General features: G+C 68.5%; 17 protein-coding genes. 8 read left to right on the top strand and 9 right to left on the bottom strand.

Features of this window, described 5'->3' with window-relative positions; genetic code table 11:
- Window positions 1-130: 130 nt before the first annotated feature.
- The 4 genes from ACYVN4_RS03370 to ACYVN4_RS03355 all read right to left on the bottom strand — a co-directional run bounded on the left by ACYVN4_RS03370 (window position 131) and on the right by ACYVN4_RS03355 (window position 2104).
- Window positions 131-445: a hypothetical protein gene (locus tag ACYVN4_RS03370; protein WP_460717718.1), complete on the bottom strand. Its 315-nt coding sequence runs from the start codon at window positions 443-445 to the stop codon at window positions 131-133.
- A 200-nt stretch (window positions 446-645) separates the two neighbouring features.
- A complete protein-coding gene (locus ACYVN4_RS03365; protein WP_460717717.1) occupies window positions 646-777 on the bottom strand; it encodes a hypothetical protein in 132 nt (43 codons plus the stop codon).
- The gene (locus tag ACYVN4_RS03360; protein ID WP_460717716.1) at window positions 774-1676 is read right to left on the bottom strand and encodes an alpha/beta fold hydrolase; all 903 of its coding nucleotides are present in this window, start codon (window positions 1674-1676) and stop codon (window positions 774-776) included. Before ACYVN4_RS03360 ends, ACYVN4_RS03365 begins: the two co-directional genes overlap by 4 nt.
- Complete coding sequence (locus ACYVN4_RS03355; RefSeq protein ID WP_460717715.1) at window positions 1676-2104, bottom strand: SRPBCC family protein; 429 nt, start codon at window positions 2102-2104, stop codon at window positions 1676-1678. The genes ACYVN4_RS03360 and ACYVN4_RS03355 overlap by 1 nt, the downstream gene beginning before the upstream one ends.
- A 132-nt stretch (window positions 2105-2236) precedes the next feature.
- Here ACYVN4_RS03355 and ACYVN4_RS03350 point away from each other — a divergent pair, with 132 nt between their 5' ends.
- Both ACYVN4_RS03350 and ACYVN4_RS03345 read left to right on the top strand, forming a co-directional pair.
- Entirely contained in the window at window positions 2237-4951 is a 2715-nt protein-coding gene (locus tag ACYVN4_RS03350; RefSeq protein WP_460717714.1) for an ATP-binding protein, read from the top strand.
- Between the two features lie 75 nt (window positions 4952-5026).
- A complete protein-coding gene (locus tag ACYVN4_RS03345; RefSeq protein ID WP_460717713.1) occupies window positions 5027-6073 on the top strand; it encodes an alpha/beta fold hydrolase in 1047 nt (348 codons plus the stop codon).
- A 63-nt stretch (window positions 6074-6136) separates the two neighbouring features.
- On the opposite strand, the gene ACYVN4_RS03340 is transcribed toward ACYVN4_RS03345, so the two are convergent.
- The 5 genes from ACYVN4_RS03340 to ACYVN4_RS03320 form a co-directional block, all read right to left on the bottom strand.
- Window positions 6137-7732 carry an ABC-F family ATP-binding cassette domain-containing protein gene (locus ACYVN4_RS03340; protein ID WP_460717712.1) on the bottom strand — a complete coding sequence of 532 codons (1596 nt, stop codon included), beginning with the start codon at window positions 7730-7732 and terminating at the stop codon, window positions 6137-6139.
- A 164-nt stretch (window positions 7733-7896) separates the two neighbouring features.
- On the bottom strand, window positions 7897-9339 hold the full coding sequence (locus ACYVN4_RS03335; RefSeq protein ID WP_460717711.1) for an aldehyde dehydrogenase: 1443 nt from the start codon (window positions 9337-9339) through the stop codon (window positions 7897-7899).
- 93 nt (window positions 9340-9432) lie between these two features.
- Entirely contained in the window at window positions 9433-10878 is a 1446-nt protein-coding gene (locus tag ACYVN4_RS03330; RefSeq protein WP_460717710.1) for a dihydrolipoyl dehydrogenase family protein, read from the bottom strand.
- A 25-nt stretch (window positions 10879-10903) separates the two neighbouring features.
- Window positions 10904-11350 (bottom strand): VOC family protein, encoded by a 447-nt coding sequence (locus ACYVN4_RS03325; RefSeq protein ID WP_460717709.1) that lies wholly within the window; start codon window positions 11348-11350, stop codon window positions 10904-10906.
- Window positions 11351-11384: 34 nt separating this feature from the next.
- The gene (locus ACYVN4_RS03320; RefSeq protein ID WP_460717708.1) at window positions 11385-12233 is read right to left on the bottom strand and encodes an alpha/beta fold hydrolase; all 849 of its coding nucleotides are present in this window, start codon (window positions 12231-12233) and stop codon (window positions 11385-11387) included.
- Between the two features lie 188 nt (window positions 12234-12421).
- Between ACYVN4_RS03320 and ACYVN4_RS03315 the strand changes: the two genes are divergently transcribed.
- The 6 genes from ACYVN4_RS03315 (at window position 12422) to ACYVN4_RS03290 (ending at window position 18421) form a co-directional block, all read left to right on the top strand.
- On the top strand, window positions 12422-13942 hold the full coding sequence (locus ACYVN4_RS03315; RefSeq protein WP_460717707.1) for a GMC family oxidoreductase: 1521 nt from the start codon (window positions 12422-12424) through the stop codon (window positions 13940-13942).
- A 25-nt stretch (window positions 13943-13967) separates the two neighbouring features.
- Window positions 13968-14885, top strand: a complete 918-nt coding sequence (locus ACYVN4_RS03310) for an alpha/beta hydrolase (RefSeq protein WP_460717706.1) — start codon at window positions 13968-13970, stop codon at window positions 14883-14885.
- A 30-nt stretch (window positions 14886-14915) separates the two neighbouring features.
- Window positions 14916-16529 (top strand): tannase/feruloyl esterase family alpha/beta hydrolase, encoded by a 1614-nt coding sequence (locus ACYVN4_RS03305; RefSeq protein ID WP_460717705.1) that lies wholly within the window; start codon window positions 14916-14918, stop codon window positions 16527-16529.
- Between the two features lie 71 nt (window positions 16530-16600).
- Window positions 16601-17302, top strand: coding sequence for a molybdopterin-dependent oxidoreductase (locus tag ACYVN4_RS03300; protein WP_460717704.1), 702 nt, complete (start codon window positions 16601-16603; stop codon window positions 17300-17302).
- A complete protein-coding gene (locus ACYVN4_RS03295; RefSeq protein ID WP_460717703.1) occupies window positions 17289-17834 on the top strand; it encodes a cytochrome b/b6 domain-containing protein in 546 nt (181 codons plus the stop codon). The genes ACYVN4_RS03300 and ACYVN4_RS03295 overlap by 14 nt, the downstream gene beginning before the upstream one ends.
- A gap of 95 nt (window positions 17835-17929) precedes the next feature.
- Window positions 17930-18421, top strand: a complete 492-nt coding sequence (locus ACYVN4_RS03290; RefSeq protein ID WP_460718354.1) for a MarR family winged helix-turn-helix transcriptional regulator — start codon at window positions 17930-17932, stop codon at window positions 18419-18421.
- Window positions 18422-18423: the final 2 nt, after the last annotated feature.

Here is an 18423-nt window from a genome sequence, read left to right as displayed (position 1 = left end):
CGAGGGGTTTCATGCAGACCGATTTCCACGCACGCAAATTCGGTTAAGGCCCCAAAATTCAAAGATCAATGGGGTTGCGGGACCGTTTCCAGGGCGAGCCCCGCACCGTGCCCGTCAACAGTTGGCGCGGTCAGCGCGCGGTGAGCCTGGCATGGACCACCGCGTACGAAGCGCCGTACAGCACGAGGTCGATCACCGGCGGTGTCACCGCGATCAACGCGGGCAGCCGCTCGGTATTGCCTTCCGCACATGCCCACAACGCAACCCCGACCGCGCTCGCGTACACGATCGCCGCCGTCAGCCGGAACGGAATGATCCACCGCTGCGCGCGATTCCAATCCCCCACCGTCCGCAGCCTGAGCGGCGTGCAAGTCCCCTCCCCCGAATCCCGCGGCACCAACTGCCTCGATATCCGCCGCACCACTTTGCCGTTCATCGCGGCCATCGCCAGATGGAACCCCGCCAACACGACGAGTACCACACACTCCATATCCGAACTCCCCCTTTTCGATTCGGCGATCCCTCCGCCGCCGACACCGAAAACCATCCCGCGCGAGGGGCCTCCCCGGCAATCGCCGAACCCGGCGAGGACCCCTTCCGCGCAGGTCATCACCCCTCGACCGGCTGTCCGGTCCGGTCAGCGGACTAGCCCATGAGTTCCCGGAGGGCGGGGCCGCGGCCTTGGCGGAGGGCGGTTTCGGACCAGATCAGCATGGCGATGGGGCCGCAGACGAAGAGTTCTGCGATCGGGGGGCGTTGGGGGGATGGGCGGTTCATCGGGGGAGCCTTTCGGTGAAGGTGCGGACTGCGGTGGCGAATTGGTCTGGCTCTTCGAGATGGCCTAGGTGGCCGCTGTTTTCGAGGATCAGCAATGGGGAGTTGGGGATGAGGGTGTGTAATTCGTCGGCCCAGCGGGGGCCGCAGATGATGTCGAAGCGGCCGACGATGATCAGGGCGGGGACGGTCAGTTTCGGTAAGGCGGTGCGGTCGTCGATCAGGTCGGGGGAACCTAGGGCATCGAGTCCCGAGATGTAGTTGGCGCGTAGTGCATCTCGGAAGGACGACCACCGGCGTTCGGCATTCCAGTAATTCGCGAAGTACGAAGGCAGGACGCCGCGGGCGACGGCCACGGTTTGCGCGTCGCTGGAGATGTCCTGCATCGCACCGAAAGCCGCGAGGACGTCCGCCAGTTCCGGGCGGTCGGCGTGGGCGGCGGCGAATTCCTGGAGTCGCCTCATAGCCTCCGCACCGTGTTCCGGGCCGGTGACGGGCGCACCCTCGTAGAGGATGACGCCCGCGAGACCGGCGGGGCGGTGGATGGCGTGGTAGGCGACGACGAACGCGCCGTGGGAGTGGCCGAGCAGGAACACCCGCGGGACGCCGAGGTGGTCGATGATGCGTTGCAGCGCAACGCTGTAGCGTTCGCGGGTGTAACCGTGGGGGTGGGTCGGGAGGCGGCCGGAGTCGCCGGTGCCGAGCGCTTCGACGTACACCATGGTCAGGTGTTGCTCGAGCTCCGGCGAACGCAGGTACTCCCAGTGGATGCCCGGCCCACCGGGGTGGGCCAGGCAGACGGGTCCGGTGCCGTACACGTGGTAGCGCTGGGTGACGCCGTCGGAGTCGAAGGAGTGTGTGCCGGGCGCGAGGGCCTCGGCAGTCGGCTGCGACAGCGACATCACGCCGCCTGGAACGGCACGGCGAAGGACTTGCGCAGCGAGGCCGGACCGATCAGCGGCAGCAGCGCCGCCAGGATCTTGCCCTTGAACGCCTGCGGGGTCCGGGTCAGTTCGACATCGACCCGGCAGCCGGGCAGGTCGGGAGTGATACGGAAGACCCAGCCCCCGCCCGCGCCGAAGAGCTTGGAATCCAAGGTGGTGATGGTGACGGTGTTTCCGGCCGGATCCCAGTCGTAGCGGGCGCGCTCCCAGGCGGCGGCGGTGCCCTCGGTGACCTCGGCCCAGTTCTCGCCCCGGGCGTGGACGGTGAAGTGGTCGGCGTCGATGCTCGGCCACGCCTCGGGCCGGGTGGGCCCGAAGTCGGTGAGCACGTGCATGACCTCGGCGGCGGACAGGGTGGACATCAGGTGAAATCGAACGGTAGCCATGGCAAATACCTTCGCCGCCACCGGCAGCGCGCCGAATCTGTCAGATGACGTTGTCTTGACGTAATCCAGTTTTCGGTAGGGTCACCGCCGGGCCCGGTTACCGTTTCGCGGCCCGGAGGAGGATTCCGCACCATGCCGTTGTTCGGACGCGATACCGAACTGAAAGACCTGGCCGCGCTCGTGGACGGCCCCGGCGACCGGAGCGGCATCCTGATCGAGGGCGAGCCCGGCATCGGGAAGTCGACGCTCGTCGAGCACACAGTCGCCGCCGCGACCGCCGCGGGCCTGCGGGTGCTGCGCACCGCCGGCGTGGAGGCGGAGAGCAATCTCGTCTTCGCCGGACTGCACCAACTCCTGTACCCGCTGCGCCGTGAGTTCGACGCCCTGCCCGCGCGCCAATTCGACGCGCTGACCACCGCTTTGGGCATGTCCGACAGCACCGACGAGCCGAATATCCACCTGGTCGGCCTCGCCGCGCTGACCCTGCTCGCCGACTCTGCGGCCGAGCGCGCGGTGCTGATCGTCGCCGAGGACGCGCACTGGCTGGATATGGCCAGCGCCGAGGTGCTCGCCTTCGTCGCGCGCCGCATCGACTCCGAACCCGTTGCGGTGCTGGCCACGCTGCGCGATGCCACCGCATCACCGCTGCGCGAGGCCGGACTGTCGGTCATGCGCCTGGGTCCGCTGCCCGAGGACGCCGCGACTGCGCTGCTCGACACCATCGCGCCGGGGCTGCCCGCCCAGCTGCGGCACCGGGTGCTCACCGAGGCCCACGGCAACCCACTGGCCCTGGCCGAACTGCCCACGGCCGCGGCGGATCTCGCCGACAACGCCCCGGCCCTGCCGTTGACCGAGCGCCTGGAACGGGCCTTCTCGGCGCGCGGCTCCGCGCTGCCCGCGCCGACCCGCTCCGCACTGCTCGTCGCCGCCCTCAACGACGGCGACTCGACCGCCGAAACCCTCACCGCCACCGGCATTCTCCTGGAGACCGCGGTGACCTCCGAGGTGCTCGCGCCCGCCGTCTCGGCCCGCCTGATCGGAATCGGTTCCGGCACGGTGACTTTCCGTCACCCGCTGGTGCGGTCCGCCCTGGTGGCCGCGGCCACGGCCGAAGAACGCCGCCGTGCGCACCAAGCCCTCGCCGATACGCTCGGTGACCTGCCGGATCGCCAGGTGTGGCATCGGGCGGCGGGTACCTCGGGGGCCGACGAGGATGTGGCCGCAGCGCTGGAGGACGCGGCCGAACGCTCGCGGCACCGCGGCGGCGCGATCGCGGCGCTGGAACGGGCCGCGGCCCTGAGCTCCACCCCCGTCCGGCGCGCGGATCGGCTGCTGCGCGCGGCCGAGCTGGCCGTCGACTCCGGTCACCGCGAGACGGTCGAGCGACTGGTCGACGCCGCGCGCATGCTCCCGCTCACCGCCGAGCAGGAGGCCACCGCGAAGTGGGTGCTCAGCGGTTTCGAGGACGGCATGCGCGACAGTCCCGCGCACATCGGGGAACTGGCCGCGCTCGCGTCCTCGCTCGCGGCCGACGGCTTCCCCGATGCGGCACTGCGGATCCTGTGGGCCGCGTCCTCGCGCTGCTTCTGGTCGGAGCCCGGACCCGAGACCCGGCGCGCGGTGCTCGCGGTCGCCGACACCTTCGGCATTCCCGACGGTGATCCGCGCAAGCTCGCGATCGACTCCATCGTGGCCCCGTTCGACCGCGGCGAAGAGGTCCTCGGCCATCTGCGGGTGCTGGCCACCAGCACGGGACGCGATATCGATACCGATCACTTCCTCAGCAGCGCGGCCTACCAGGTCGGAGCTTTCGACCTGGCGGCGCATTTCGCCGCAGCCGCGGCACCCGGCTTCCGGACCGCCGGGCAGCTGGGGCTGCTGACCCGGGCCCTGGCGATCCAGGCCTGGAGTCTGGCGCGCGTCGGCGACCTGGCCGCCGCCGCGCCCATCGCGGCGGAGGCGGCGACCTTCGCCCTGGAGACCGGACAGCCGTTCATGCACGCGACCGTCATCGCGGTGCAGGCCGAAATCGCCGCGCTGCGTGGGGATTACGAGCAGGCGACGGCGCTCACAGTGGAGGCCGAACGCACGGGCCTGGCCGCGGGGGCGCGGCCGGTGCTGGCCACCGTGCAGCTCACCCGGGCCCTGATCGCGCTCGGTGAGGGCCGATTCGACGATGCGTACGCCGATCTGTCCCGCATCCACAATCCGCGCGACCCGGCGTATTCCCCGGCGCTGCGCGTGTGCTTCCTCACCGAACTCGCCGAGGCCGCCGTCCGCAGCGGACGCGGCGACGCGATGGCGGAACTACTGAATGAGCTGGAGCCGGTGGCGGCGTCCACCTCGTCACCCGCCCTGCACAACGGAATGCGTTACGCCCGAGCCGTTCTCGCCGGAGATTCGGCGGCGGAGCTGTTCGCCGCCGCCTTGGAGGCGGATCTCACCGGCTGGCCCGCCGAGCGCGGCCGGCTGCATCTGGCCTACGGCGAATGGTTGCGGCGGCAGCGGCGGGTCGTGGAGTCCCGGACGCATTTGCGCACGGCCCGAGAGATTTTCGACGCGCTCGGCTTCACCGCGTGGAGTGAACGAGCGCGGCTGGAACTGCGCAGCGCGGGCGAATCCAGCCCGAACCGCGATCCGGACGCCCGGGAGCGGCTCACCCCGCATGAGCTGAGCATCGCGCAGCTGGCGGCACAGGGCCTGACCAACCGCGAGATCGGGCAGCGGCTGTACCTGTCGCACCGGACCGTCAGCACCCACCTGCACCGGATCTTCCCGAAACTGGGGATCAGTTCGCGTGGAGACCTGGCGGCGCTGCTGCCCACACTGGAGGAAACGGCGAGCTGATCGACCGGTCGATCGACACCGATTACGTCATCCGACGCACGCGGCGGGGGCGGTGCGCTCCCTAGCGTCATCGGCATGAACATCAACCGACGCGGCCTCTTCGCCGGCGTGCTGGCGGCGGGCGTCGCCGCGGCGTCCCTCACCGCCTGCTCCACGGACTCCCCTGCCACGCCCGCGACCACGCCCGCCGTACCCGGCGCGGCCCTGCGGGTGGGTTCGGGCGCGAACACCAGCCTGGGCCCGATCAAGAAGATCGACGCCGGTGTCCTCAATGTCGCCTACGCCGAATTCGGCCCGGCCACCGGGCAACCGGTGATCCTGCTGCACGGCTGGCCCTACGACGCCTACAGCTACGCCGATGTCGCGCCGCAGCTGGCGGCGTCCGGGTACCGGGTGCTGGTTCCGTTCCTGCGCGGCTACGGCGAAACCACCTTCCTGTCCGCGCAGACCGTGCGCAACGGCCAGCAGTCGGCGATCGCCCGCGACATCGTCGACTTCATGGACGCCCTGCACATCGACAAGGCGGTGCTCGGCGGATTCGATTGGGGCGCCCGCACGGTCGACATCATCGCGGCGCTGTGGCCGCAGCGCGTCAAGGCCATGGTCGCGGTGAGCGGCTACATCATCACCCAGCAGGCCGCCCAGCAGCAGCCGCTGCCGCCCGAGGCCGAATTGGGTTGGTGGTACCAGTACTACTTCGCCACCGAGCGCGGCCGCCTGGGCTACGACCGCAATCGGCACGACTTCAACAAGCTGATCTGGAAGCGGGCCTCCCCCGCCTGGAACTTCGATGACGCCACCTACGACCGCAGTGCCGCCGCCTTCGACAATCCCGACCAGGTGGACATCGTCATCTCCAATTACCGGTGGCGGTTGAGCCTGGCCCCGGGCGAGCCGCAGTACGACGCCTACGAACAGCAGCTCGCCACCGGACCGGCGATCTCCGTGCCCGCCATCACGATCGGCAGCGACTTCGACGGAGCCGCCAAGGACGGGAAGGGGTACCGGAGCAAGTTCACCGGGAAGTACGAGCACCGTGTGCTGGACGGGATCGGGCACAACGTGCCGCAGGAAGCGCCGAAGCCGTTCGCGCAGGCGATCATCGACGCCGACCACCTCTGACAACGCCCGAATGCCGGGCCCGGCGATACAGCCGGGCCCGGCATTCTGCTTTTACAGAGCCTTCTACAGGGAATCGCGCTGCCGCATACCGCCGTCGGCATCGAGCTCGATCACGGTGTCGATGCCGAGCCTGCGCAGGAACGAATAGTCGTGGCTGACAACGAGTATCGCGCCTCGATAGTCGCCCAGCGCCTCGACCAGCTGATCCACGCTGCCGATATCGAGATTGTTGGTCGGCTCGTCGAGGATCAGCAGCTGCGCCGGCGGATCGGCGAACAGCAAGCGCGCCAGCGACACCCGGAATCGTTCTCCGCCCGACAATGTCGAGACCGGCCGCTCCACACTGCTGCCACGGATCAGCAAGCGGGCCAGATGATTCCGGATCACTGCGGGCGTCGTGGTGGTGGCCACCGCGTGCACATTGTCGAGAGCACTGGCCCACTCGTCCAGATTGTCGAGCCGTTGCGGCAGATACCCCACCCGGTCGGTGAGCAGCGTGCCGCGATCCGGCTGCCGCCCGGCGAGCAGAATCTCGATCAGCGTCGACTTGCCCGCACCGTTGGGTCCGATCAGGGCGACACGTTCCGGGCCCTGGATGACGATGCGCCGGTCACCGTCGCTCAGCTCCGCGATGCGGCGACTGCGCGGCACCTCCGGATCGGGCAGTTCGAGATGAATGTGCTCGTCGCGGCGGACGCGTGCAGACGCGGCATCCAGGCTCTCCTGGGCCGCACGGACTTTCGCATCCAGCGTGGTGCGCATGGCCCCGGCCGAACCCTGGGCCTTACTCGCCCGGTTGCCCGCGAGGATCCGTGGAATTCCCCCATCCTTCTGGGTCGCGCGGGCGGTGCGCTCGCGTCTGGCGAGTTTGGTCTCGGCCTCGATCCGCTGTCGCTTCTCGACCTTCAACGCCTGTTCGGCGGACCGGGCCGCCTGCACGGCCGCCGCCTGTTCCTGTTCGACGTACTGCTGCCAGGCGCTGTAGGGCCCGCCGAACACGTCCAGGGTCGCGCCGTACAGCTCGGCGGTGGCGTCCATGCGCTCGAGCAGTTCGAGATCATGACTCACCACGATGAGGGTGCCGGGCCAGGAATCCACGAATCCGGCCAGCTTGGCCCGGGTTTCGCGGTCGAGGTTGTTGGTCGGCTCGTCGAGCAGAGTGATCGGCGTGCGCTGGATCCGCAGCCCGGTGATCGCGACGAGGACGGCTTCACCGCCGGAGATCTCCCCGACTCGGCGATCCAGATCGGCTGCGCTGAAATCGATTTCGTGCAGCGCCTCGTCGGCGCGGGCTTCGATGTCCCAGTCGTCGCCGATGGTCTCGAAGTGCTCGTCGGCGGTCTCACCGGATTCGATCGCGCGCAGAGCCGCGAGTCTTCCTGCGATACCGAGCAATTGGGCGATGGTCGCCTCGCGCCCGAGGGTGAGCGTCTGCGGGAGATAGCCCACCGCGCCGGTGGTTTCGATGCGCCCGGACGTCGGGGTCAACGCTCCGGCGATCAGCCGCAACAGCGTCGATTTACCGGCGCCGTTGCAGCCGACCAGACCGGTGCGCCCGGTGCTCAACGTGCCGTTGAGCCCGGACAGCGCGACGGTGCCGTCGGGCCATTCGAAGGACAGATTCTGCAGCGTGATGGCAGAGGGCATGGATGTAGACATGAGTCGTCGACTCTTTCCTGCTCGGGAGAACGAGCGGGCCGCACGTGATTTCGGACGTCACGGAGCCAGACGAAGGCAAAAGGTGTGAGAGAGCGCCGCCTTCGACTGGGCGGCTAGCTTCTGTCGACTTCCTCGATGAGCACCCGAACACCCTACCAGCGGCGTCAGACGGTGATCGTCTGGTATTCGGTGTACTGGCCCAGGCCGACCGCCCCGTACTCGCGGCCGATGCCGCTGGCCTTGAATCCGCCGAAGGGGCCGTCGAATCCGACCGGTGCGCCGTTGACGGTGACCGTGCCGGTCCGGATGCGGCGCGCGACGGCAACGGCCGCCGCCTCGTCCGCCGACCACACGCCGCCGGAGAGCCCGTACTCGGAGTCGTTCGCGATGCGGATCGCATCGTCGATGTCGTCATAGGCGATCACGACCAGCACCGGGCCGAAGATCTCCTCCCGCGCGATGCGCATATCCGGCGTCACGTCGGCGAAAACCGTTGGCGTGACATAGAAGCCGTCGCGCAGTCCCGGTGGCAGCTGCGAGCCGCCGCAGACCAGCCGTGCACCCTCGGCGATGCCGATCTCGATGTAGTCGCGAACACGCCGCTGCTGATCGCCGCGGACCATCGGCCCGATGAAGGTCGCCGGGTCGCGCGGATCACCGACCGACAGCGATTCGACCAGCGTCGCCAGCGCCGCGACCACCTCCTCGTAGCGGGAGCGCGGGGCGAGAATCCTGGTCTGGGCAATGCAGGATTCGCCGTTGTTCAGCAGCGAACCGAACTTCAGGCCGTTGATCACCGCGGTCAGATCGACATCGGGCAGGATGACCGCCGCCGATTTGCCGCCCAGCTCCAGGCTCACCCGCTTGAGCTGTTCACCCGCGAGGGCTGCGATGCGGCGACCGGCAGCCGTCGAGCCGGTGAACGCGATCTTGTCGACCAGCGGATGCGCGATCAGATGCTCGCTGGTCTCGCGTTCCGCGGGCAGCACACTGATCACCCCGGCGGGCAGGCCGAGGCGATCAACCAGCTCGGCCAGCAGGCCCATGCTCAACGAGTTCTCCGGAGATACCTTCAGCACCACTGAATTTCCGGTGAGCAGGGCAGGCAGGATCTTCGAGGTCGCCGACGAGAACGGCGAATTCCACGGGATCACCGCCGCCACCACGCCGACCGGCTCGCGCCGAACGACGCTGCGCACCTGCGTATTCGGGTCCGAGGGGGTGAGGGTGCGTTCCCAGTCGAACTGCTCGGCGGCCGTGAGGTAGGCATTCGCCTGCCGGGTCAGACCGGCCTGTCCGGCCTTGGTGAACCAAGCGGCGGAACCGTTCTCGGCGGTAATGAGCTCCGCGATCTGCTCGGCCTGTTCCTCACGCAGCTCATTGAACTTGCGCAGCACCGCGATTCGCTCGGCCGGCGGGGTATCGCGCCACACCCGGCTTTCGAAGCTCGCGTGCGCCGCCGCCACCGCACGGTCGACATCCGCGGGTTGTGCCTGCGCCGCACGGCCGATGAGCGATCCATCGTGCGGCGAGAGGATCTCGAGCAGCGCCGGTTCGGTGGGTTCGATCCACGAACCGCCGACATAGAGCCGGTCGTAGGTGATCATTCGTTGTCCCCGCCTCCGGGCTGAAATGTGGTCGTCGTCATAGCTCCGACGCTAGGGCCCTCGCGCGCGGGCCGCGAGCGTCGGATGACGTAATCACCGACGCTGATCCCGATACGTCTCGAGCAGCCGCAACCACACCTCGCTGATGGTCGGGAACGAGGGCACCGCATGCCAGAGCCGGTCCACGGTGATCTCGCCGGTGATGGCGACGGTGGCCGAATGCAGCAGCTCGGCCACGCCCGCACCGGCGAAGGTGGCCCCGACGATCACCCGGCGCGCGGGATCGATGAGGATGCGTGCCTGCCCCCGATAGTCGGGATCGTGCTGCAGCGCACCGGCGACCCGGCCGATCTCGTAGTCGACGACGTCCACCGCGAGGCCCGCCCGCGCCGCGTCCTCGGTGGTGAGGCCGACGGCGGCGATCTCCGGATCGGCGAACACGACCTGTGGGACGGCGTGCAGATCGGCGGTTCCGACGTGCCGTCCCCACGGGGAGGTGTCGAGATCCGCGCCGGAGGCCCGAGCGGCGATCACCGCGCCCGCGATCCGCGCTTGATACTTGCCCTGATGGGTGAGCAGCGCGCGATGGTTGACATCGCCCACGGCATAGAGCCACTCACCCTCGACAGCGGTCACGGTGAAGGTGTCGTCGGTGGTGAGCCACTCCCCCGACGTCAAACCGACTGTCTCCAGCCCGATGTCGTCGGTGCGGGGCGCGCGACCCGTCGCGAGCAGCAGTTCGTCGACGACGATGCGACTGCCGTCGTGCAGGCTCAGATGCAGGCCGTCATCGGGTCCGCCCGCCCGTTCGGCGCTCGAAATGCCGGAGTCGAAGTGCAATTCGACGCCTGCTGAGCGGAGTCGTTCCGCGACCAGGTCGGCGGCGAAGGGCTCGACGCGGGTGAGCAGCCGCGACTCCCGGGCGATCAGCACCACCTCGGAGCCGAGCGCCCGCCAGGCCGTGGCCATTTCGACCGCGACCACGCCCGCGCCCAGAATGGCCAGCCGACCCGGCACCTCGGTGGCGCTGGTGGCCTCACGACTGGTCCACGGCCGCACCGCATCCAGCCCCGACGGCAGCGCCGCGCGGGTGCCGGTGCAGACGGCGACCGCGTGCCGGGCCTGCAGGCGGATCGTCCCGCCGTCGGGTGTTTCGACCGTGACCTGTCGGACGCCGTCGAGTCGTCCGTGGCCGCGGATCAGTGCGATGCCGGCGGATTCGAGCCAATCGACCTGGCCCTGGTCGTTCCAGTCGGCGACCATGCGATCGCGGTGTTTCAGGACGGCACCGGCGTCGAGCGGCCCGGTCACCGCGCTGGCGACGCCGGGGAAGCGTGCGGCCTCGCCGTAGAGCAGGGCGGGACGCAGCAGTGCCTTGCTGGGTTCGCAAGCCCAGTAGGAGCATTCGCCGCCGACCAGTTCGGATTCGATGATGACGGCGCTGAGCCCGGCGGCCACGGCGCGGTCGGCGACGTTCTCGCCGACCGGCCCGGCCCCGAGGACGATCACGTCGTAGGTCTGGATGTTCGCGTCAGACATGGGGGTTGCTTTCGGTGCGGTGTGGTCAGCGGCCGGGTGCGCGCTGAGTGATTTCCTGCAGGTACCAGCCGTTGCCGTCCGGATCATGGAACGCGGCGAAGGAACCATAGCTGCGCCGCTCCGGATGGACCCCCGCGACGCGTTCGGTGGTTCCGGCGTGATGAAAGACGCCGGTAGCGTCCCGGAACGGACCCTCCACGGCCACACCGCGTTCGGTGAGCTCGGCGACGGCCTGCTCGATGTCGGTGACGATGAGATGCAGGCCGTCCAGCGACCCGGGCGCGGCGGCGGTGACGCCGGTACCGAAGATGAGCGAGCACGCGGAACCGGGCGGGGTCACCTGGATCACGCGGTAGCCGTCGTCCACGGTGAAGTCGGCGTCGAGGCGGAATCCGAGCCGGTCGGCGTAGAACGCCTTCGCCCGATCGACATCCGCGACGGGCAGCACGACAACTTCCAGTTTCATATCCATGATTGTTTTCTCCTGTGGCGGTGAGGGTTTCGGGTCAGTGTGCGGCCGCGGCGGCCTGCTCGATCACCTTGGCGACCACCTCCGGATGCGAGACCGCGACCGAATGCGAGGCGTCGACCTCGGTGACCTGAGCGTGGGCGCGCTGAGCCATGAACCGCTGGGCCTCGACCGGAATGTTCAGGTCCTTGGTGGTGACGATGTCCCAGCTGGGCTTCTCGTTCCAGGCCGCGACCGTGGCCTTCTCCTCGAGCGCGGACTGCGCGATCGGCCGCTGCGAAGCGGCGGCCAGGGCGGCGCGATCCGCAGGGACATCGGCCGCGAACTGCGCGGGGAACTTGTCCTGCTGGATGTAGAGGTCGGTGCCGGCGCTGCCGTCGGTGTTGGTGAACGGCACCGGATTCAAGGTGCCGGGCAGTGTGGAGCCGGGGAACTTATTGGTCAGTTCGAGGGCGGTCTCACCGGGCGCGGGCAGGAACGCGGCCACATAGACGAGGCCCTTGACCTTGTCGTTTCCGGCCGCGGCCGCGCTGATGACCGAGCCGCCGTAGGAGTGGCCGACCAGGATGACGGGCCCGTCGATGTGGCTGATCACGCTGCGCAGCGCGGCGGCGTCACTCGTGGGACCGCGCAGCGGGTTGGCCGCCGCCACTACCGGATACCGGTCCTTGCTCAGCTTCGCGATCACATCGTTCCAGCTGGACCCGTCGGCGAAGGCGCCGTGCTCGAGCACGATGGTCGGGCGCGGGGCGTCCTCGTCGGGACCGGCGTGGGTGACGGTATTCGCGGAGCAGGCGACGGCGAGGCTCAGGCCCGCGACACCGGCCACGATCGCGGCGGCGGCCCGGGTGGCGCGGCGCTTGCGGCCATATCCATTGTCGACCATGGGATTTCGTCCTTCTTACAGGTGGATGGGGTGGTGTGACTCCACTGTCGTCGCCGGGGACCGGATGCCACATCCGTCAGGTGACGGTGGCGGCGACGTACGTAACCCGCAGGCTTCGATGACCTACGTCGCGATCAGCGTCGACTGACGGATGCCGGGGCCACCGGCCCGCCGCCAGGGTTGTGTTCATGAATCACAAGCCTTCATCCGATGCCTACGACTTCGTCATCGTCGGGGGCGGCAGCGCGGGCTGCGTGCTCGCCGCCCGGCTCACCGAGGACGAGAACGTCCGGGTGTTGCTCCTGGAGGCCGGGGATGCGGCGCTGCCCACTGCGGTCTCGCATCCGCCGTCCTGGCCGACGCTCGCCAACTCCCCCGCCGCCTGGGGCGATCGCACCGTGCCGCAGCGGTTTTCGGGCGCACCGGTGCCGCTGCCACGCGGCAAGGGGTTGGGCGGGTCCTCGGCCATCAATGCGATGGTGTTCGCTCGCGGGCACCACAGCTCCTACGACGGCTGGAATGTCCACGGCGCCAGGGGCTGGACCTACGACGAGCTGCTGCCGTACTTCCAGCGCAGCGAGACCGCCGTGAGCGGTGCGCCCGGCCGCGGCAGCGCCGGGCCGTTGACCGTCGGCCCCGCCACCGAGCCCAATGAGATCCTGCGCGCCTGCCTGGCCGGGGCGATCGAGGTCGGATTCCCGCGCGCCACCGACATCAGCGGCGGACTCGAAGACGGGTTCGCTCCCGTCGACCTCAATATCATTGCCGGACAACGGCAGAGCGCTGCAGATGCCTATCTCGCACCTGCGCTGAATCGGCCGAACCTCACCGTCGTCACCGCCGCGCTCGCGCACCGGCTGCTCATCGAAGGTCAGCACTGCACCGGTGTCGAATACCGGGTGGCCGGTGAACTCCACTGTGCCACCGCCACTTCCGACGTGGTGCTGACTGCCGGAACCATCGGCAGCGCACAGCTGCTGTTGTGCTCGGGCATCGGGCCGGAGTCGGTGCTGCGGGACGCAAATGTCGAAGTGGTGCACCCGCTGCCGGGAGTGGGCCGAAATCTGCACGATCATCCCCGGGTCAATCTGGTGCACAGCTCCCGGCGGCTGGTACCCACGCCCCGGGCCAATCACGGCGAGATCATCGGCCTGCTGCGCAGCGACCCGGACCTGGCGGGACCGGATGTGCAGATCATCTTCATCGACATCCCGCTGCCCAATCCCGTTGCGGCGGTGCCGAACGGCTTCACCATCGGCGTCTCGCCGATGCTGCCGCTGAGCCGGGGCTCCCTGCGGATCACGTCGGCCGACCCCGCCACACCTCCGCTCCTCGACCCCGGATACTTCACGGCCGCAGCGGATGTCGAGGCCGCGGTGGCCGGTATCGAAGCCGCCCGCGAGATCGCGGCTTCGTCTGCCCTCGCCGGATGGGGCATTACCGAGGTCGCCCCCGGCCTCGACGTCACCGACGAAGCGGTCCTCGGCGACTACGCCCGCCGGAATTTCGGCTCCTACTGCCACCCGGTCGGCACCTGCGCCCTGGGCGAGGACGAGTCGTCCGTCGTGAATTCCGAACTGCGAGTGCACGGTTTGACCGGCCTACGTATCGCCGACGCCTCGGTCATTCCCTCCATCCCCTCCGCCAACACCAACGCCACGGTCTACGCCATCGCCGAACGCGCCGCCGACCTGCTGCGGCGTTCCTAGCTCGAACGAGCGAACGGAGAATCTCATGCACAAGATCGACATCAGTTTCGAGAGTGCCGGTATCGCCCTCGCCGGACATCTCTACCTCCCCGAACGGTCCGCGGACCGCCGACTCCCCGCGATCGTCGTCGGCCACCCGGCCAGCGGTGTGAAGGAGCAGGCCGCCGGGCTCTACGCCTCGAAGCTCGCTGAAAATGGCTTTGTCACACTGACTTTCGATGCCGCGTTCCAAGGTGAGAGCGGCGGAGAACCCCGGGGGCTGGAAGACCCGGCGCAACGCGTCGAGGATCTCAAGGCCGCCGTGTCCTACCTGACCACCCGGCCCGAGGTCGATGCCGAACGCATCGGAGTACTGGGCATCTGCGCGTCCGGCGGCTATGCACTGGCGGCCACCGGCAGTGACCATCGGGTGCGAGCGGTCGCGACCGTCAGCGGTGTGGATGTGGCGCGGCTGTTCCGCCTGGGCGCTGACGGCGCACAGGATCCCGGGGTCTTCCAAGGCATGCTCGACGCGGCGGCACATGCCCGCACGGTCGCGGCGGCCGGAGAGAAGCCGGACGTCCTGCGTCTCTTCCCCGAAACCATCGAGCAGGCACGCGAACTCGGCGGCGAGTACGGCGCGGAAGGCTTCGAGTACTACTGCACCCCGCGCGGACAACACCCTCGGTCCGCGAAGGCCCTCGACTGGACCAGCATCGACAAGCTCGCGACGTTCGATGCCTTCGCGGCGGTGCCGTTGATCGGGCAGCGTCCGCTGCTCATGATCCTGGGCACCCGCGCCATCACCGCCTGGATGGGCCTCGAAGCCTTCCAGAAAGCAGTGGGGCCCAAGCGGATCCACTGGATCGAGGGCGCGAGTCACGTCGACCTCTACGACCGGGCGCAATACGTCGACCCGGCGGTGCGGCAGCTCGCCGACTTCTTCACCACCAGCCTGGCCTGAAGCCCGGGCCATCCCAACCTAGGAGAGATCGTGAAACGACGAGTATTGGCACTCGCAACCGTCGGTGTGACGGTGGCCGGGGCCGCCGCAATCTACGCACTGGTGGACCGGTCGGATAATTCCGCTACCACCTCGGCGAATGCGTTCAACTGCAACACCTTCCAGATTCCGGCACCGGCCGGAGCCACCGTCGAATCCCTGACCGCGACCGCCGTTCCCGCAGCGACCTTCCAGGTTCCCGGCACCCCACCGCTGGGCGGCTACCCCGTCCCCGATGTCCCCGCGCACTGCGAAGTGACGGTCACGCTGAGCCACCCTGGCGCGAACGACCATGCCAAGGTGCAGGTTTGGCTGCCGGAGTCCGGCTGGAACGGCCGCTTCCAGGCGGTCGGCGGCGCGGCCTACGCCGGCGGGAACATCGGCGGTGTGGCCGCGGCCGTCAAGCAGGGCTACGCGGTGGGAACCACCGACGCGGGCGTGGATACCAGTGGCCTGAACAGCAGTTGGGCGCTGGACTCGAGCGGCCGGATCAATACCGCGCTGCTGGAGAACTTCTCGTCCCGCTCGGTGCACGAGCTGGCCGTCGTCGGCAAGCAGGTCGTCAACGACGTCTACGGGCATGCCGCCGCGTACGCCTATTGGAACGGCTGCTCCACCGGCGGACGGCAGGGCTACATGGAAGCCCAGAAGTACCCGACCGACTTCAACGGCATCAATGCCGATGCCCCGGCGATCAATTGGAATCAGTTCGAGGTCGCCACGCTGTGGCCGCAGGTGGTGATGAAGGAGGCGCACACCTACCCGACCGGGTGCGAGTTCAGTGCCTTCAACCAGGCCGCGGTCAAGGCCTGCGACCCGCAGGACGGCGTTGCCGACGGTCTGATCAGTGACCCGAGCCGCTGCAACTTCGACCCGCGCAGCCTGATCGGCACCAAGGTCGCCTGCGACGGCAAGGAATACACGATCAGCGAGGCCGATGCCGAAGTGGTCCGCAAGATCTGGGACGGGCCGCGCGACGGCAACGGCCAGCGGCTCTGGTACGGCCTGCCGATCGGCGCCGACTTCAGCAACCTGACGGCCAGCACCACCGGACCCGACGGCGTCACCGTGGGCGCGCCGTTCCCCGTGCCCGCCCAGTGGGTCGCCAACTTCGTCGAGAAACAGCCCGCCTTCGACACCGCGAACATGACCTACGCGCAGTTCGATCAGATCTTCCAGCAGGCCCGCTCCGAGTTCGACGCGAGCATCGGCACCGCCGACCCGAACCTGTCGGCGTTCCGCGACGCGGGCGGCAAGCTCATCACCTGGCAGGGCGACGCCGACCAGCTCATCCCCACCGCGGGCACCGTCGACTACCGCAACCGCGTGGACGCGCAGCTGGGCGGCTCCGCCAAGGTGGACGACTTCTACCGCGTCTTCCTGGCACCGGGCGTCGCGCACTGCGCACTCACCGGCAGCAACGACATGACCGCCCTGACCGCGTGGGTCGAACACGGCCAGGCGCCGGATGTGCTACGAGCCGACCTGACCACCGCCACCGGTCAGACGGTCTCCCGCGACATCTGCCGACTGCCGTTCGTCTCCCGCTACAACGGCGACGGCGACCCGAACTCCCCGGCCAGCTTCCACTGCGTCGCACCCTGACCGACCCGGGCCCGCCCTCACACCGAAGGCGGGCCCGAACTCATATCCCGGATGACGAAAGGAACTGAGCAATGGCGGAATCCGACAACCGTCCGAACGGCGCACCGCTCGCACGGCGAACTCTGTTGGGCATGCTCGGCGTCGGCGCCGCGGGGCTGATCACCGCGCCGTACGTGCAGTCCGGCTGGGAAGGCCTGCTGGCCAAGGCTTCCCAGAAAGATCCAACCGGTCTCACCGGCCTGTTTCCGAACCCGGGCGGCTTCCGCTACTACAGCGTCGTCCGCTCGGTTCCGCGCAAGGGCGAGACCGACTACACGCTGACCATCGATGGCCTGGTGAACCGAACGCGGACATATACCCTCGCCGACCTACGCGCCTTCCCACAGACCCGGGTCGTCCACGATGTGCAATGCACCGACGGCTGGCGCGTCGAGAAGGTGCCCTTCGACGGCGTGAAACTATCCGACCTGCTCGACGACGCGGGGGTCGGCGCAGACGGTAAAGCCTTGCAGTTCAACTGTTTCGACGGTGCTTACACCGAGAGTCTCACCCTCGACCAGGCCCGCCGCGCCGACGTCCTGGTGGCCCTTCGCATGCAGGACGCCCCGATCACCCACGAGCACGGCGGCCCGGCTCGCCTCTACGTCGCACCGATGTACTTCTACAAATCAGCCAAATGGCTATCGGGCATATCGGTCACCAGCCGGGTCGTCCCCGGCTACTGGGAGGAACGCGGCTACGACGTGGACGGCTGGCTCGATGACCGGCATTGACGAGCGCGTGCGGCGATTCACCAAAGCCGAGCGCCTGATCCACCGCACCACCGCAACCCTGATACTCCTGTGCGCGACCACCGCCGCCTTCCTCTATATCGGGCCACTGGCTCAACTCGTGGGCCAACGAGACATCGTGGCAACCGTCCACGAATGGTCGGGCATCTTCCTGCCGGTGCCCGTCCTGCTGGGCTTGTGCTCCCCCGCCTTCCGAGCCGACCTCCGCAGCCTCAACCGCTCTAGTGGCAAATTCAATGTCGGACAACAGCTCTACGCAGGCTGGATCGCCGGAACCGTCCTCGTCATGCTGTGCACCGGCCTCCTGATGTGGTTCCTCCACCTACTCCCCGCCATCTCCCGAACCAGCGCCATCTTCGTCCACGACGTCCTGGCCTGGGCCATAGCAGTAGTCCTGATCGGCCACATCCGAAAAGCGTTCCAAGATCCCGAAGCCCGCCGCGGCATGCGAACCGGCTACGTCCACCGATCCTGGGCCCGCCACCACCATCCCGACTGGCTCGCCGACCGCTGAAACAGGGGCTGTGGCAACCGTCCTGGAGCGTATGTATAGTTGGCACCAGCAAGTAGTTGTATGTGCTAATTAAACGGTTCGTAAAGGAATTGATCATGGCGGCCGCAGCCCGTGATCCCAGTGCCACAACCGAACTCGAGGATGCCGATCTGGTCGGCACCGGGCTGGTCCGACTGCTCCGGGCGGTCGGGCGGGCGAAGCATCGCGTCGTCAAGCACGGACCGGAAGGTCTGGAACAGCTGGCGTACGCGATGCTGTTCTGCCTCGTTCACGACGGTCCACAGCGCACCGGGAAACTCGCGGAAACACTGCACGCCGAGATTTCGACCATCAGTCGACAGACCCGCAATCTGGTGGGGCACGGGCTCGTTGAGCGTGGGGCCGATCCCATCGACGGACGCGCGTGCGTGCTGCGCGCGACCCCGGAAGGTGAGCGGATCTTCACGGAGAACCGCAGGCTACGCAATCTGTGGCTGGCCCAGCTGCTCGACGATTGGTCGCCGGCCGATCGCGAGACGCTGACCCGGTTGCTGGAACGCCTGGCCCGCGACATCGAGAAATCAACCGCAGCAACCGATACGAAATAAGG

Source organism: Nocardia heshunensis (assembly GCF_054782115.1).
This window is presented reverse-complemented; position numbering and strand designations above follow the sequence as displayed.

Coding starts and splice junctions, on each gene's coding strand:
- ACYVN4_RS03370 (WP_460717718.1), bottom strand. CDS start 445: ATGGCCGCGATGAACGGCAAAGTGGTGCGGCGGATATCGAGGCAGTTG.
- ACYVN4_RS03365 (WP_460717717.1), bottom strand. CDS start 777: ATGAACCGCCCATCCCCCCAACGCCCCCCGATCGCAGAACTCTTCGTC.
- ACYVN4_RS03360 (WP_460717716.1), bottom strand. CDS start 1,676: ATGTCGCTGTCGCAGCCGACTGCCGAGGCCCTCGCGCCCGGCACACAC.
- ACYVN4_RS03355 (WP_460717715.1), bottom strand. CDS start 2,104: ATGGCTACCGTTCGATTTCACCTGATGTCCACCCTGTCCGCCGCCGAG.
- ACYVN4_RS03350 (WP_460717714.1), top strand. CDS start 2,237: ATGCCGTTGTTCGGACGCGATACCGAACTGAAAGACCTGGCCGCGCTC.
- ACYVN4_RS03345 (WP_460717713.1), top strand. CDS start 5,027: ATGAACATCAACCGACGCGGCCTCTTCGCCGGCGTGCTGGCGGCGGGC.
- ACYVN4_RS03340 (WP_460717712.1), bottom strand. CDS start 7,732: ATGTCTACATCCATGCCCTCTGCCATCACGCTGCAGAATCTGTCCTTC.
- ACYVN4_RS03335 (WP_460717711.1), bottom strand. CDS start 9,339: ATGATCACCTACGACCGGCTCTATGTCGGCGGTTCGTGGATCGAACCC.
- ACYVN4_RS03330 (WP_460717710.1), bottom strand. CDS start 10,878: ATGTCTGACGCGAACATCCAGACCTACGACGTGATCGTCCTCGGGGCC.
- ACYVN4_RS03325 (WP_460717709.1), bottom strand. CDS start 11,350: ATGGATATGAAACTGGAAGTTGTCGTGCTGCCCGTCGCGGATGTCGAT.
- ACYVN4_RS03320 (WP_460717708.1), bottom strand. CDS start 12,233: ATGGTCGACAATGGATATGGCCGCAAGCGCCGCGCCACCCGGGCCGCC.
- ACYVN4_RS03315 (WP_460717707.1), top strand. CDS start 12,422: ATGAATCACAAGCCTTCATCCGATGCCTACGACTTCGTCATCGTCGGG.
- ACYVN4_RS03310 (WP_460717706.1), top strand. CDS start 13,968: ATGCACAAGATCGACATCAGTTTCGAGAGTGCCGGTATCGCCCTCGCC.
- ACYVN4_RS03300 (WP_460717704.1), top strand. CDS start 16,601: ATGGCGGAATCCGACAACCGTCCGAACGGCGCACCGCTCGCACGGCGA.
- ACYVN4_RS03295 (WP_460717703.1), top strand. CDS start 17,289: ATGACCGGCATTGACGAGCGCGTGCGGCGATTCACCAAAGCCGAGCGC.
- ACYVN4_RS03290 (WP_460718354.1), top strand. CDS start 17,930: ATGGCGGCCGCAGCCCGTGATCCCAGTGCCACAACCGAACTCGAGGAT.